The organism is Thalassotalea sp. G2M2-11 (assembly GCF_017168195.1).
GTDB lineage: Bacteria > Pseudomonadota > Gammaproteobacteria > Enterobacterales > Alteromonadaceae > Thalassotalea_E.
In genome coordinates this window covers 887,301-902,356 of the sequence record NZ_JADNYL010000001.1, presented here as the reverse complement: position 1 = coordinate 902,356, position 15,056 = coordinate 887,301, and the positions used below count along the sequence as shown (strand labels likewise).

The following is a 15,056-nucleotide window of genomic DNA, read 5'->3' as shown; positions in this document are numbered from 1 at the left end:
GAAAACAAGCACTGTGTTAACGATTATTTAACCAAACATTGAATTTTTTAACGTCATGTCGCTAAGCTATAACGCGAAATGCAGAGTAAAACAAAAAGAAAAAGTGACAGGCACATCACCTTAGAAGGTCTGTGGTAATAAAAGTGTGAGCGAAATCTATCGTTAGATATTCAATAAATACTGTAATACATATAATGAAGCTAACGCAGAAACTGCGTAAATGCTCGTCATTTTCCAATAATAACGGCGTACTTTCATCACAATGCTCCTATTTTTCTATCGTCAAACAAATGACTCTTGGCATCAAATAGATAATAATGATTAAATTCAAACAATTATCATGCCAAATAATAGAACTAGCTTTCAAACTTAGCTCATGTTTAGTGTGATAAAGGTAGCATAACAAGTAGAGGTAAAGTTTGATCTAACATAAGCTTTTGTCTGGAATTAGCTAAGCGGCAGTTTAATCGATTTTAGGCCAAGTAAGAAACGGCTGATGCTGCTTTAACCATGTTTTCGCCCAGCGGTAATCAGGACAATAACGAGCAACTAATTGCCAAAAATGTGTGCTGTGATTAAAGTATTTTAAATGACACAACTCATGAATAATGACGTAATCAAGTACTGATTCCGGTACCATCATTAATAAATAATTAAAGCTCAGTTGCCCTTTATTATCACAGCTGCCCCATCGCGCTTTATATTGTCTAATTTTAATTGCATTAGGAGAGAGCTTGGTCTGAGCAATAAAGTAAGGTAGCTTCTGGCGAATAACTTCGTTTGCTTGTTGTTTAAACCAGTTTTCGAGGACAGATTTAACTTTAACCCAACAAGCTTGTTCATTAGCCGACAGGTAGCGCTTGGACAAAGTGACTTCAACGGCATCTTTACGAACAATAACGTCATTTTTATCACTGAATCTGACTAACAGCGGCAACTTCTGCCCCTTTAGCCACAGAATACCATTATTTTTTATAACGATTTGATTATCACGTAATGTCTCACTCACCAGAGCATAACGCTGTAATTTTTCAGCAATCCACTGCTGTTTGTTGTTCACAAAAACATCAATACGCTTTGGCGAAACTCCGTAGGGAGCTCGTACTAAAACCTGACCCGCTGAAACTTGTAACGCAACACTTTTACGGTTGCGACTTCTAATTAATTGATAGTCAAACAAGTTAAGTAACTGCCCGCAATAAAGATATCTAGGTTAATCTTATACAATACAAGATTAAGCAGCATCACTTGCTGGTTTTTCACTCAGCTTAACATCAGCTTGCACTGCTTTTTTGGCTGCAGGTTTTTTCGCTGCTTTTGGCTTTTTCGCCTGTAGGGCAATCAGTACTTCTTCGCGATGCTTAGCTAAATAAATACTGAGCTCTTCTCGAATCGCCTCTGATAACTCGACCGGCGCGGTTTCAAACATTTCAGCAAGGTTATCAGCCATATCCAACATCTTGTCATATTCGTCTGCGGCTTTCTTGTCCATAAATGTCTCTACCTCCACACCTTGTCTGATGACAACAAATCTACTTTCAACTGCCATTGCTTTCCCTTAAATTTTCTAATGATGATACTAATTGCACTATCTTAAACCATACTCTATTGCAATTGCGTAATTTTCAAAGTTGTCGCTTTTGCAACTTCAATAGAACAATAGAGGCTGTATATAATACCAGTATTTTACGCACTTCTTTACAAATAGCAAACTAGTATAACGGTTTGCTTATGCTAAGCGATTTGATTTAGCACAACACTGCTGGCTAATTCATAAAGTGGACTGCAGCATTAGCTTAGGTACAAACCTGCAGAATGCCACGTAATATTACTTATTGTATGCAAATAAAAACGGCGTGTTAGTTACACTAACACGCCGTTGATTGTTACCGTTTATACAATTATGCAATATTAGCAAATTGATTCATGGTGTTATCTTTACCCGCAGCTTTTAATGCCGCTTCACCAGCAAAGTATTCTTTATGATCATCACCCATGTCTGAACCAGCCATGTTTTGATGTTTCACACAAGCAATGCCTTGTCTGATTTCTTCACGCTGTACATTTAATACATAACCTAACATGCCTTGGTCACCAAAGTACTCTTTCGCTAAGTTATCTGTTGATAATGCGGCAGTATGGTAAGTTGGCAAGGTAATTAAGTGATGGAAGATCCCAGCATCTTTTGCTGCATCTGCTTGGAAGGTACGAATACGCTCATCAGCAACTTGTGCTAGCTCTGTACCATCATACTCAACGCTCATTAAACGATCTCTATCGTATGCAGACACGTCTTGACCTTCTTCAACCATGGCATCAAATATTTGCTGACGGAAATTAAGTGTCCAGTTAAATGAAGGCGAGTTGTTATACACTAACTTAGCGTTCGGTACAGCTTTGCGGATTTCATTCACCATACCGCCAATTTGACCGATATGAGGTTTTTCTGTTTCAATCCAAATTAAATCAGCACCATTTTGTAAAGAAGTAATACAGTCAAGCACACAACGTGCTTCACCTGTACCTTGCTTAAATTGATATAGGTTACTTGGTAAGCGCTTAGGACGAACTAGTTTACCATTTTGCTTAATAACTACATCACCGTTTCCTAACTCTGATTCACTCACTTCATCACAATCTAAGAAACTATTGTATTGATCACCTAAATCACCAGGCTCTTTAGTAACCGCAATTTGCTTAGTTAATCCAGCACCTAATGAATCGGTACGCGCAACGATAACGCCATCTTCCACACCTAATTCCATAAAGGCGTAACGTACAGCATTAATTTTCGCTAAGAAATCTTCATGAGGTACCGTTACTTTACCGTCTTGGTGACCACATTGCTTTTCATCCGATACTTGGTTTTCAATTTGAATACAACATGCACCCGCTTCGATCATTTGCTTCGCCATTAAGTAGGTTGCTTCCGCATTACCAAAACCTGCATCAATATCAGCAATAATTGGCACAACATGCGTTACATAACCATCAATCTGCGCCTGCACTTCTGACTCTTTCACTTCATCACCAGCTTCTCTTGCTGCATCTAATTCTCTGAATAACCCGCCTAGCTCTCTTGCATCAGCTTGACGTAAAAAGGTATATAACTCATTAATCAAGCTAGCAACTGAGGTTTTCTCATGCATAGATTGATCAGGCAATGGACCAAACTCAGAGCGCAAGGCTGCAACCATCCAACCTGACAAGTAAAGGTAACGACGATCAGTGTTTTCAAAATGTTTCTTAATAGAAATCATTTTTTGCTGACCAATAAAGCCATGCCAACAGCCAAGAGATTGGGTGTATTTACTAGGATCGGCATCATATGCCTCCATGTCTTTGCGCATAATAGCAGCAGTATACTTGGCAATATCCAATCCAGTTTTAAATTGATTTTGTAAACGCATACGAGCAACAGACTCAGGGTTAATAGCTTGCCACGTGTCTTTAGATTTTAATTCTGTTGTTAATTTCTCTATCTCTTGGCGATAATTAGTCATCTTTTGATCTCCTGGCACTGAGTGCGCAAACAATATGTAATTAAATTGGTAAACTGTCATACCGAACAACAAAAAGACTAAACCACCTCAACGGTATTAATGAAATATATATTTTTTATCATCACCATTCACAATATAAATACCAAAACCACATTACAGCAATAGCCATATAATACAACAAGTTAAACACCACAAATTAAGATTAAATAACTGTAAGACCTTACTATTAGACTAAAATCTACTTGATCTGATTTCCTATTAATGACATATATTTCATTTATCACCTTTATAAAAAGTATTTATGAAATGAATATATCTAAAATAGATCTTAATCTGCTTATCTATCTTGACGTGTTATTAAGAGAAAAGAATGTCACACGTGCTGCCAGTCAACTTAATATCACTCAACCAGCGATGAGTAACGGCTTAAAACGGCTAAGATCATTGTTTAATGATCCTATTTTAGTAAGAACCTCTGACGGCATGGTACCCACAGAGCGCGCGCGCGCTTTATCGCCAGCTATCAGAAAAATATTATTAGAGTTAGAAGAAGCGCTTCAAGGGGAAGAAGAGTTTAATGAGCAACACAGTCAACGGGTATTTCGTATTATGGCGAGTGATTATGCCGCTTCTACCCTATTACCGGGTTTATTAAGGAAGGTTAATCGCATCGCGCCAAATGTCATCATTGATATTATGACCCCAAGTGATGTTAACTTTCATGATGTTGAAGCAGGAAAAATTGACATGGCAATTAACCGCTTTGATGAATTACCACAATCATTTCACCAAAAAACCATTTGGCGCGACGGTTTTTCTTGCTTATTAAGTGCAGATAATAGTGTCGTCACTAAGTTTAACCTTAATAGTTACCTAGCTTCCAAACATGTTTGGGTGTCAAAAACCGGCTTTGGTGTTGGTGTTGGTATGGACCCAAAAGATGTACAAAAACTTGGCTGGGTTGATGAAGCGTTAGCCCGTTTAGGCAAAAAAAGAAATATCAAAGTATTTACTCGTAACTACCATGTTGCCATGCAATTAGCTTATGAAGATGGCCTAGTAGCAACACTCCCGACTAAGGCAGCAATGCTGCATAAAGAAGATCCAAACTACACTATTTTAAAACCACCATTTGAGATCCCAGACATCGAATTAAAAATGATATGGAGTCCCCTGCTACATCATGATGCTAGCCATATCTGGTTTAGACAGCTAGTGATTGAAACGGCTAACGAACAAGGTAAGTAAACACATACTTATGTTTAATGCATTATATAGTATAAGTTTTATTTGTTTAAGTTTAGCATTAGGTTATGCCTTCTATGCCGTATTAGGGGGCTTACCGCCAAGTTTATATGGCATGATAATTTTTACCCTTCTGCTACATTTTCGCTTATGTCAGGCTGAAAAGGTTAAAGCAAGTATCGATTGGGGCATACGTCATATGGGGGTATGCTTTGTGCCAGCTGGCGTTGGCATCATGAATCAATATCCATTAATCAAACAACATGGTCTTGCACTGGTGAGCATTATTTTTATTACCACTTTTTTAGTACTCACTTTCGTTGGAGTACTATACCAACGTTTGGAAGATCGCTAGTGTGATGATGACTATTTTATCAGCCTTGCTCTTGTGCACATTGACCGTAGCGACATACCAAGTAAGTGCATTACTGCAGAGGCGTTATAAAAAGTTTTGGCTTAATCCTATGCTGATCACCATTATTGCTGTGATTGCAATACTCAGCATCACTCATGTCGACTATCACGCATATAAACAGTCAACTCAATGGTTAAGCGCCCTGCTAGAGCCTGCCGTAGTCATTTTGGGTTACCCTTTATTTCAACAGCTTTCTGCCATACGAAAACAGTGGAAGCGCATTGTTATCCTGCTCAGCTGGGCAGCAGCGTTTGTTATCAGCATCAGTTACCTGATCACACTTTACTTGATCGAAATCCCTGCGATTGCCGTGTCACTCTCGCTTAAATCTATCACTACCCCAATTGCAATCGCCATAACCGAGCAATTAGCGGGCAATTCTGCTATTACTGCATTTGCCATTATTTTAGCGGGTTTTTTTGGCGCTATTTGGGGAGTCAAATGGTTAAATTTTATTAACGTCACATCCCCTACCGCACAAGGGCTTGCTATTGGTACTGCTAGCCATGCCTTAGGTACGGCTACTATTAGCCAACTCAGTTATCAACATGCGGCATACGGTTCATTAGCCATTATTATTTCAGCAACCATTACAGCAGTGATTGCTCCTTATATGATCCCCATGCTGGATATCCTAATGTAATATTCATTAAATTTTTATTAAAAACCTTTAACATAAAACACATGAATACCAGTTATCACTAAATACAATATCAATAAAAAACAACAGCAAAAATCAAAAACAATCAAATAATATCAATCACTTAAATAAGAAAGCATTGATACATACACACAAAAACATTGTTCAAAGCAGATAGCTAAAGCCCGATGCTCTTGTTTGAATCGTAAAATACTCTTAAATTCATCATTTATCACAGGTGAAAATTTGTTAGAAAGTTTTCTTTTTATATTACGAAGTCAATATAAGGACTTGCTATGTCATCCAGAATTAAAATAGCCAAACTTAATATCGCATCCAGCCTGCATCAATTCATTGAGCAGGAAGTATTAGCTGACTTACCTTTATCTTCAGAGAAATTCTGGCAAGGGTTTTCTGACATCATTTATCGCTTAACACCAATCAATCTGCAATTATTAGCCACTCGAGACTCGTTACAGCAACAAATCGATCATTGGCATCAGGCACATCAAGATAAAGCGTTTGATTTTAGTGAGTATAAAACATTTCTTAAGGATATAGGTTACTTAGCAGAGCCTGTAGAAGATTTTAATATCGCCACTGAAAACGTAGATAAAGAACTTGCCACTATGGCAGGTCCTCAACTGGTGGTTCCCATTATGAATGCCCGTTTTGCGTTAAATGCAGTGAATGCACGCTGGGGGAGTTTATACGATGCGCTTTATGGAACCGACATTATCCCAGAATGTGATGGTGCCGAAAAAACCGGACAATACAACCCTGTACGTGGTGCGAAAGTTATTGCGTTCGCACGCGACTTTTTAGATCAGCATTTACCATTAATCAGTGGCAGTCATCATGATGTCAAACGCTATTGTGTTAGTGATCAACAACTAACAGCCACTTTAACAGATGGTCAACAAGTAAAACTGGCACAGCCACAGCAATTTTTAGGCTACCAAGGTGATAGCTCAACACCAAGCGCGTTATTGCTTCAACACAATGGCTTACATTTTGAAATTAACATAAACCCAAACAATGAAGTGGGTAAAAATGATCTAGCAGGTGTTTGTGATATCACACTAGAATCGGCATTAACGACCATCATGGACTGTGAAGACTCTGTCGCTGCAGTCGATGCACAAGACAAAGTGATTGCTTATCGTCACTGGCTTGGATTAAACAAAGGAACGCTCGCTGAAGAGGTAACCAAAAACAATCAAACCTTTACTCGTCGTATGGCAGCAGATCGCCAATATCTATCACCAACAAACGAAGCGATAACCTTAAAAGGACGTAGCTTAATGTTTGTCAGAAATGTCGGTCACTTAATGACAAACAATGCAATTTTGCTCGAAGACGGTCAAGAAGTACCAGAAGGGATCATGGACGCCATGATCACTTCGTTAATTTCACTGTATGATATTGAGCAAAAAAACGGTTTACAAAATAGTGCTCAAGGCTCTATTTATATTGTAAAACCCAAAATGCATGGCCCTGAAGAAGTAGCTTTTGCCAACACCTTGTTTGAGCAAGTTGAAGATGCATTGGCTTTACCGAGAAACACCATAAAAATGGGCATCATGGATGAAGAGCGCCGCACCAGTGTTAATTTAAAAGCTTGTATTTATCAGGCAATAGATCGTGTGGTATTTATTAACACAGGCTTTTTAGATCGTACAGGGGATGAAATCCATACTTCAATGTACGCAGGTCCAATGGAGCGTAAAGCAGATATAAAATTAACCCCTTGGATCAACGCCTATGAAGATAATAACGTTGATGTCGGGTTAGCCTGTGGCTTTAGTGGTAAAGCGCAAATTGGTAAAGGCATGTGGCCCATTCCTGACCAAATGGCGAATATGCTGGCTAATAAAATTAATCATGTCGAAGCAGGAGCAAATACCGCGTGGGTACCATCACCTACCGCAGCTACTTTACACGCGCTGCATTACCATCGTGTGGATGTGTTTGACTTACAGAAAGATATCGCCAAACGCGCCCCTGCTAACCTTGACGATATATTAACCATCCCTGTGGCTAAAAATCCACATTGGTGCGATAAAGAGATCACCCAAGAGCTAGATAATAACGCACAAGGGATATTAGGCTACGTGGTTCGTTGGATAGACCAAGGTATCGGTTGTTCCAAGGTGCCAGATATTAATAACGTGGGCTTAATGGAAGATCGTGCAACCTTAAGGATCTCAAGCCAACATATCACCAACTGGCTACAACACAATATTTGTACCAAAGAACAAGTGATGGCAAGTTTGGAAAAAATGGCGGCAATTGTCGATCAACAAAATAACTTTGATCCTCTGTATCAACCCATTGCCGAAGACTTTCAAGCAAGTATTGCTTTTCAATCAGCTTGTGATCTGATTTTTAAAGGAAAAGAGCAGCCCAATGGCTATACTGAACCGCTTCTGCATCAGTATCGCCTGCAAAAAAAACAAGCGTAAAAGTCCCTTCGCAGGATAAAGCGGTTAACAAGTGAAATTGTTAACCGCTTTATCCTGTTTTATTAAACACATTTTTTGCTTTATTAGATCCTAGCCCATAAAAATTACGGGATTTGCTACTGATCCCATAAAAATAACCGCTTGTCCCATAAAATTAGCAATAGTTTAATTTTAGATTTATGGTTAGAATGTAACGTGAAAATGTTACAAGAATGTAAACACAGCAAAAAGGACTAGCAAAATGAACCGTTCACATAAGGCTTCTTTACTGACCAGTACACTTTGTACCACATTATTAGTATCTGGTATCGTACATGCAAATGCAGAAGTAAAATTAGTCAACGCGTCCTTAAATGCTTTTTACGATTACCAGCAACTGTTGTCTAACTCGCAGGTAAACGGTAGCCAACTACTTGCTGCAAAGCGTAAAGAGCACACATTAGCACAATCGAATTTACTCAGCTCAGCAAAACCAACTGAGAATATCACCCATTCAAATTGCAGTAATAGAAAAAAAAATCACCTTTATGAACTTTCTGCCATTTTTAACGACAAGCTACATTTATTTTTAGCTTCTTTTAACCAGCGTTCTACCTTTACAGCCGCTAAAAGTCGCCAAACAGATAACCCCATTGATGATCACGATTTCAAATCTTAGAAATTACTCACCCTATTTCATCAAAAAAGCCACGTAATGTGGCTTTTTTGTTCACTATTCAGTGACGCTTAAAACTGATAGCCCTGACCTTTTGCCAGTAAATCATTCGGGGTTATTTTTTCACTGGCACACTCATTTAAATCCTTTTGGTTAAACACATAGATTTTATCCTTATACCCATTTCGTGACTTCTCTCCAGCGCCTTTAATAATTAAGCTTAGCTTTTCTCCTCTAGGGAGTGCCCGTAAGCCATTACCATAAAAACAAAATGACTCTACGAGAGATACCGTGAGTGAACGATAATGTTTAATGCGCTCTATTTCTTTTTCCTTGATTTTTTGCTTCTGTCTTTCCTTCAAAGCAACCGCTTTTGCTTGTAATTTCTTGGCTAACTTATCAAGCGTTGCTTTTTTTGAGGCAATTTTCTTCTGCTCAGCTTTTAACTCCGCTTTAGTTTCTTTGTCGGCGCGTCGCATTTGATACTCAAAATCACGCTTTTCACGCTCAAGTTCTCGTACTTCGTAAGACAAATCCCGTTGCTTCTCCTGCAACTGTCGATACGCTTCTCTTTCATTTTCCATCGATTCAATCGCTAGTTCATACTCTTCAGCCGCTTGTTCCATCGCTTCTTCAATTTTTTCATTTAACGCTTCTTCATCAACATCTTCATGCGATAAGTGAATATCTGGTACAGCTGGCACAGACGGAACTGGCGGGATATCATTAGCAAATAAGTTAAAACGCCCAGTCCGCCACTGTTGAAAATAAGCATTGGTTTCGATGGTAAACACCACCCCTTGCCCTTTCAAATAGACACTGTCGACATCGGTAACTCGTTTCCCTTTATCTTCTTTATCTATGCTAACAGACGACTTAATAATATTGCTCATGATATCCAGTTGCTTGTGCATACTGGAAAATTGTTCAGCATTTACATTTCCTGCAAAGGCTAACAGCACTGCTGATATTATCGGTGTAAATTTTCTCATATCACTCTTCCTCTGTTGTCCAAGCTGCAGGTTGAGACTGCATACCTATATTTTGAATACCCGTGTTTAAATTGGCCTGTTGATAATTTATCGCCCGTTCAAGTTGTTTAAACTTCATATTCTGTTCATATTGTTCATCGGCACGTTGTGCATTGATGTACTGAATGAAGTCGGTCATATCTTCCTTACGCTCCTGACGTGAAGCTCCCATAATATAACTCGCTAACTCTAAGTTACTTTCTTGCTGCTGTACTTTAATATCCGCGGCATAATTGGCTAAAATGACTTGCTGTTCACTGGCAAAAGTTTGCAATCGCTGATCGACCAATTGCGTTATCTGCTGCTGTCTTTTCTGGGCATCAGCAAAACTCAACGTAATGCCATTGTCCTGAACAAGCACCTCGACTTTAAACAATACTAAAGCCATTGCCATACATGAAAATGCTAACGACATCACTGGTAACCCTTGCCATTGCCACCAAGCACGTTTATCTGCCATAAACGTTGCTTCTCGATCCCAATGAGGCACCTGTGCTTGCTGGTGTAATTCTACATGATGAGCTAAATAATTAGCCGTCTCATGACGGGCCTGCCATTGACTATCCCCATTGAATGTTTGTTCACTCGTCGGTTGCGCTTCTGCACGGGTTCTATTTTCCAACCATTTTGCAAATTGTTTTGCTAAGTCGGTATCTTTACGCTCAGACATAATCCAACTCCAAATAATTTTTTAACTTATCAAGTGCACTATACAAACGTGATTTCGCGGTATTTGTTGATATGCCTAGTTGATTGGCAATCTCTTCAAATGTTGCATGCTGAAAAAACTTCAATTCCACCACTACTTTTTGATTCAGTGATAGCTGTTGCAATGCTTGATGAACTTCCTTTGATTGTTGACCATCCGCCATGAACTGCGCTGGACATGCTTGCTCATCTTCTTGCTCAGGAACGGGCGCATCATCTAATGATTGCATCGGTTTTTTCCGGCGATAAAACTCAATACAACGGTAATGCGCTATTTTAAACAGCCAGCCTTTAAACGGGCTTTCACCACGAAAAGATGCCAAATTTCGAAAAACTGCCACAAAGACATCTTGCATGAGATCCATTGCATCTTCAGGATGACTGACCATACGCAAGGCGTAATTATATAAAGGCTTCTCATAACGCTTTACTAAGCATATCCAGGCGGATTTCTTTCCTTTCAGCGCTTGCTTTACTAGCGTTTGATCGCTTCGTTCAAACACGCATATTCCTATTATCCGGTTAATTCTTTTGCTTGTTATTATTAAAGTAGGGGGAATGACAAAAATAGTTTGAAAAATATTAAAATTTTTATCAAACAGCATTTTTATCCATTGAATCCTGTCTTATACCAATGGAATTAATTATTTGATCATTCAGCGAGAATTAAAAGGCTTATAGGCACAGGTTTTATGCTCCAGGCAAAACCTAAGTACCTACATCCATGTAGGCAAGGCATTGATTGCAGAGAATGGTTATTCCCTTGTCAAAATCAAAACGTAAGCATATAAGCCTTTTAAACTCGCCCTTTGGGAGCTTGTCATGAAAGTGATAACGTTACAAATTGCTTTGATGGAGAATGACTACACCTGCATCAATTTGCTTTGTTCGCACGATCATGATAAGGCTCTGAACTGGTGAAATATTTATTTCCTTTGGTATTATTTAACCGCAACCTTTTGCCAAGTACAACTATAGCTGACTTTTAACTAAATCGAATAAATACAAAAAGATAGCACATACATCCAATTAAGAGTTTTTAGGTATAAAAAAGACTAAAGATCTAGTTTTATTCCGAAAAAAAATCCGCTATGGTTATGTTTCCATTAACAAATTAGTCGTTAGGTAAACAATGGTCACAGCTTCTGCTCGTCATATTTTAGTTGATAGTGAGGAACAATGCAGGGCGCTCAAACGCCGCATTGAATCGGGAGAAGATTTTGCTGAATTAGCAAAAGAATTTTCTACTTGTCCATCTAAAATGCAAGGAGGCGCTTTAGGTTCTTTTGGTAAAAATCAAATGGTGAAAGAATTTGATGAAGTGGTATTTACCGCTGATATAAATACAGTACAAGGACCAGTTAAAACTCAATTTGGTTACCATTTAGTTGAAGTCACCAAACGAACAGCTTAGTGCTAAGCTTTCAGATAATAAAAAGCCCGCTTAAATATTCTTTAAGCGGGCTTTTTGTATTAATTTACTTGCTCAGAAAATCCAAGTGATTAAGCAAATATCGCTTGCATGACCCAGAAGAATAAAATTGATAACCCTGCACCTACTGGTAAAGTGATCACCCAAGAAACAACAATATTTCTTACTACGCCTAAGTTTATCGCCGCAATACCTCGTGCCATACCAACACCAAGTACTGCACCCACTAATGTTTGTGTGGTTGAAATAGGTAAACCTGCACCAGAAGCAATCACCACTGTACACGCCGCAGCCAACTCAGCCGCAAAGCCTCGACTTGGTGTTAAGTGGGTAATACCTTTACCTATTGTGGCAATCACACGATGACCAAATAATGCTAAACCAGCAACAATACCTAAACCACCTAGTGGTAATATCCACCATACTAACTCGGCTTTCTTAGCAATTTGTCCACCATTATCAACAATGCTAACAACAGCAGCTAGAGGGCCAATAGCATTAGCCACATCATTAGAACCATGCGCAAAGGCCATACAACAAGCAGTAACAACCATCAGTACTGCAAATACTTTCTCAACATTGGCGTAATGCATATTTTTATCAGCATCTTGATCAAACTTTAATTTACCAATAAAGAATTTACCGATAATTGCCACCACAATAGCCACTATAACGGCGAGATAATATCCACCAGCTCCTTTCACTTCAAAGTTATAAAAGCCAAGGTTTACATTGTCTAAACCAATATGTTTCAACCCTTTTTTGATCGTCACCAAAGACAACACAAAACCGGCTAAAAACATATAAGCAGGCACATAGCGTTTTGCTTGTTCTAATGGTTTATCGGTATCAAAAATTAACTTTTGCGCACTGTTAAAAATCACAAACGCGATCACACCAGAAATCAGAGGCGTGATTATCCAACTACCGACAATGCCACCGACTTTACCCCATGCAACCGTATCAGGACTAACACCAATAGCAGCAAAACCGATAATTGCACCAACAATTGAATGGGTTGTTGATACTGGCCAACCTAAAATAGAAGCCACTAGTAACCAAGTTGCCGCGGCAAAAAGTGCTGAAATCATACCAAACACTAACAGCTCAGGGATCTCAACAAATAATGCCGGATCGATAATACCTTTTCGAATAGTTGATGTAACTTCACCACCCGCAAGATAAGCACCAGCAAATTCAAAAATCATCGCAATAATAATTGCCTGTTTAATGGTAAGTGCTTTCGAGCCTACTGATGTGCCCATTGCATTGGCGACATCATTTGCACCAATGCCCCAAGCCATAAAAAAACCAACAAGCGCGGCGAGCATGACTAAGATTGAGCCATGCTGTAATAAAATATCCATGACCAATCCTTACTTTCTAGCCAATAAAATTTCTAAACGTGCGCCGACTCGTTCAGCTAAATCTGCTAGGTCTCCTACCCAGTCAATAATCTGATATAAAAACATTACATCTACTGGATTCAATTCATTTTCAATTGCCAATAAGTTTTTACGCAAGGTAACTTGCAAGTTATCCGTGTCATCTTCAATGCTATCGAGTTGTTGAATCATCTTAGAGACATATTCCACTTCTCGACCACGAAAGCCTGTTTCTAACAAATCATCCAACTCATTAATCGCTTCTGCAGCTTTCTCAATCGCATCGATACAACGAGCAACATACTGCTTAAACTCTTGATGTAACGTTGCTGGTATTTCTAACTTTCTACCAACAATACGCCCGGCAATATCTTTTGCTTTATTGGCAATTTTATCTTGCTGGGTTAATAATTCTAATAAATCAGCACGATCAACGGGCATAAATAAGCCGCCTGGCAACTCTAAACGTAATTCACGTTTTAAGTCATCAGCACTTCTCTCATACTTAGAAATTTTGGTTCTGATTTTCCCAGCAGTAGTCCAGTTACACTCGTATACCGCATCAAAAAATGGAACAAGTTCTTTGGAACACTTAGAAACGATTCGAATATGTTTCTCTAATGGTTTTAACGGTGACTTAGCAAATACACCAAGGATTGAATTTCTGGCCATAATTATTTTCCAGGAGCCCTATTGCTCTTTGTTTTGAATTCGCGCGGATATTAACTTATTTGTATCAATTTAGAAATGCCTAAACCTGATATAATAAGCAATAAACACATAAAAATTAACGGTACTTGTCAAAAATTAAGCATAGACAAGTTAATTGACTCTTCCCAGTATTATCCTTTATTTCGACTGGAAAGATTCACTATTCAGGTGCACAGTGGCGAACAACTTTGCCATTAACAAAGTAAATAATGTACTCACAAATGTTTTGACAACGATCACCAATACGTTCTAAGGCACGAGCAGACCAAATCACACTCATGATCTGAGGAATTGAACGAGGTTCTTCCATCATATAAGTCATTAATTGGCGCATTAACGCTTCATATTCACGATCTATTTTGTCGTCACTTTTGTGAATTTTAATGGCAGTTTCCACATCCATGCGGGTAAAAGCATCTAAAGTACTTTGTAAGCACTCAAGTACTCTGCGCCCAAGATTATCAAGATTAAGTAACATGTCTTTATGGGCGCTAGTTAAGCTTTCTAACGCAACTTGAGCGATTTTCTGCGCTTCATCACCAATACGCTCTAAATCAGCAATGGTTTTAACAATTGCCATAATCAAGCGCAAATCACCCGCAGCTGGCTGACGTTTAGCAATAATACGTGTACATTCATCATCAATATTAACTTCATACTGATTGATTTTATCATCGCTGGTTAACACTAAATTTGCCAAGCTTTCATCTGAATCATCAACCGCCGATAATGCATCGCTTAATTGTTTTTCAACTAAGCCACCCATTTGCATTACGTGATTAATCACCCGCTCTAAGTCTTCATTAAACTGACCTGAAATATGACGGCCAATATTTAAATTATCCATTATTCACTCCTAAATTCTG

The 15,056-nt window shown here is 38.7% G+C and carries 15 protein-coding genes; 6 read left to right on the top strand and 9 right to left on the bottom strand.

Annotated elements, in window-relative coordinates:
* Window positions 1-463 precede the first annotated feature (463 nt).
* The 3 genes from IV514_RS03855 to IV514_RS03845 form a co-directional block, all read right to left on the bottom strand.
* Window positions 464-1,180 (bottom strand): SprT family zinc-dependent metalloprotease, encoded by a 717-nt coding sequence (locus tag IV514_RS03855; protein WP_206483573.1) that lies wholly within the window; start codon window positions 1,178-1,180, stop codon window positions 464-466.
* Between the two features lie 54 nt (window positions 1,181-1,234).
* Complete coding sequence (locus IV514_RS03850; protein ID WP_206483572.1) at window positions 1,235-1,549, bottom strand: YebG family protein; 315 nt, start codon at window positions 1,547-1,549, stop codon at window positions 1,235-1,237.
* Window positions 1,550-1,901: 352 nt separating this feature from the next.
* Window positions 1,902-3,503 carry an isocitrate lyase gene (locus tag IV514_RS03845; protein ID WP_206483571.1) on the bottom strand — a complete coding sequence of 534 codons (1,602 nt, stop codon included), beginning with the start codon at window positions 3,501-3,503 and terminating at the stop codon, window positions 1,902-1,904.
* Between the two features lie 306 nt (window positions 3,504-3,809).
* Between IV514_RS03845 and IV514_RS03840 the strand changes: the two genes are divergently transcribed.
* The 5 genes from IV514_RS03840 (at window position 3,810) to IV514_RS03820 (ending at window position 8,926) form a co-directional block, all read left to right on the top strand.
* Window positions 3,810-4,751: a LysR family transcriptional regulator gene (locus IV514_RS03840; RefSeq protein WP_206483570.1), complete on the top strand. Its 942-nt coding sequence runs from the start codon at window positions 3,810-3,812 to the stop codon at window positions 4,749-4,751.
* 10 nt (window positions 4,752-4,761) lie between these two features.
* Entirely contained in the window at window positions 4,762-5,103 is a 342-nt protein-coding gene (locus IV514_RS03835) for a CidA/LrgA family protein (protein ID WP_206483569.1), read from the top strand.
* A 4-nt stretch (window positions 5,104-5,107) separates the two neighbouring features.
* Entirely contained in the window at window positions 5,108-5,806 is a 699-nt protein-coding gene (locus IV514_RS03830) for an LrgB family protein (RefSeq protein ID WP_206483568.1), read from the top strand.
* 293 nt (window positions 5,807-6,099) lie between these two features.
* The gene (locus IV514_RS03825; protein ID WP_206483567.1) at window positions 6,100-8,268 is read left to right on the top strand and encodes a malate synthase G; all 2,169 of its coding nucleotides are present in this window, start codon (window positions 6,100-6,102) and stop codon (window positions 8,266-8,268) included.
* Window positions 8,269-8,509: 241 nt separating this feature from the next.
* Window positions 8,510-8,926 (top strand): hypothetical protein, encoded by a 417-nt coding sequence (locus IV514_RS03820; RefSeq protein ID WP_206483566.1) that lies wholly within the window; start codon window positions 8,510-8,512, stop codon window positions 8,924-8,926.
* 68 nt (window positions 8,927-8,994) lie between these two features.
* Here the strand turns inward: IV514_RS03820 and IV514_RS03815 are convergent, their stop codons facing one another.
* The 3 genes from IV514_RS03815 to IV514_RS03805 are packed head-to-tail and all read right to left on the bottom strand — an operon-like array spanning window position 8,995 to window position 11,165.
* Window positions 8,995-9,915, bottom strand: coding sequence for a hypothetical protein (locus tag IV514_RS03815; RefSeq protein WP_206483565.1), 921 nt, complete (start codon window positions 9,913-9,915; stop codon window positions 8,995-8,997).
* A 1-nt stretch (window position 9,916) separates the two neighbouring features.
* Window positions 9,917-10,624 carry a hypothetical protein gene (locus tag IV514_RS03810; RefSeq protein ID WP_206483564.1) on the bottom strand — a complete coding sequence of 236 codons (708 nt, stop codon included), beginning with the start codon at window positions 10,622-10,624 and terminating at the stop codon, window positions 9,917-9,919.
* Window positions 10,617-11,165, bottom strand: a complete 549-nt coding sequence (locus tag IV514_RS03805) for a sigma-70 family RNA polymerase sigma factor (protein ID WP_206483563.1) — start codon at window positions 11,163-11,165, stop codon at window positions 10,617-10,619. The genes IV514_RS03810 and IV514_RS03805 overlap by 8 nt, the downstream gene beginning before the upstream one ends.
* A gap of 629 nt (window positions 11,166-11,794) precedes the next feature.
* Between IV514_RS03805 and IV514_RS03800 the strand changes: the two genes are divergently transcribed.
* A complete protein-coding gene (locus tag IV514_RS03800; RefSeq protein ID WP_206483562.1) occupies window positions 11,795-12,076 on the top strand; it encodes a peptidylprolyl isomerase in 282 nt (93 codons plus the stop codon).
* Window positions 12,077-12,165: 89 nt separating this feature from the next.
* On the opposite strand, the gene IV514_RS03795 is transcribed toward IV514_RS03800, so the two are convergent.
* The 3 genes from IV514_RS03795 to phoU form a co-directional block, all read right to left on the bottom strand.
* Complete coding sequence (locus IV514_RS03795; RefSeq protein WP_206483561.1) at window positions 12,166-13,461, bottom strand: inorganic phosphate transporter; 1,296 nt, start codon at window positions 13,459-13,461, stop codon at window positions 12,166-12,168.
* A gap of 9 nt (window positions 13,462-13,470) precedes the next feature.
* Window positions 13,471-14,151: a TIGR00153 family protein gene (locus IV514_RS03790; RefSeq protein ID WP_206483560.1), complete on the bottom strand. Its 681-nt coding sequence runs from the start codon at window positions 14,149-14,151 to the stop codon at window positions 13,471-13,473.
* A 199-nt stretch (window positions 14,152-14,350) separates the two neighbouring features.
* On the bottom strand, window positions 14,351-15,037 hold the full coding sequence (phoU, locus tag IV514_RS03785; protein ID WP_206483559.1) for a phosphate signaling complex protein PhoU: 687 nt from the start codon (window positions 15,035-15,037) through the stop codon (window positions 14,351-14,353).
* Between the last annotated feature and the right edge of the window lie 19 nt (window positions 15,038-15,056).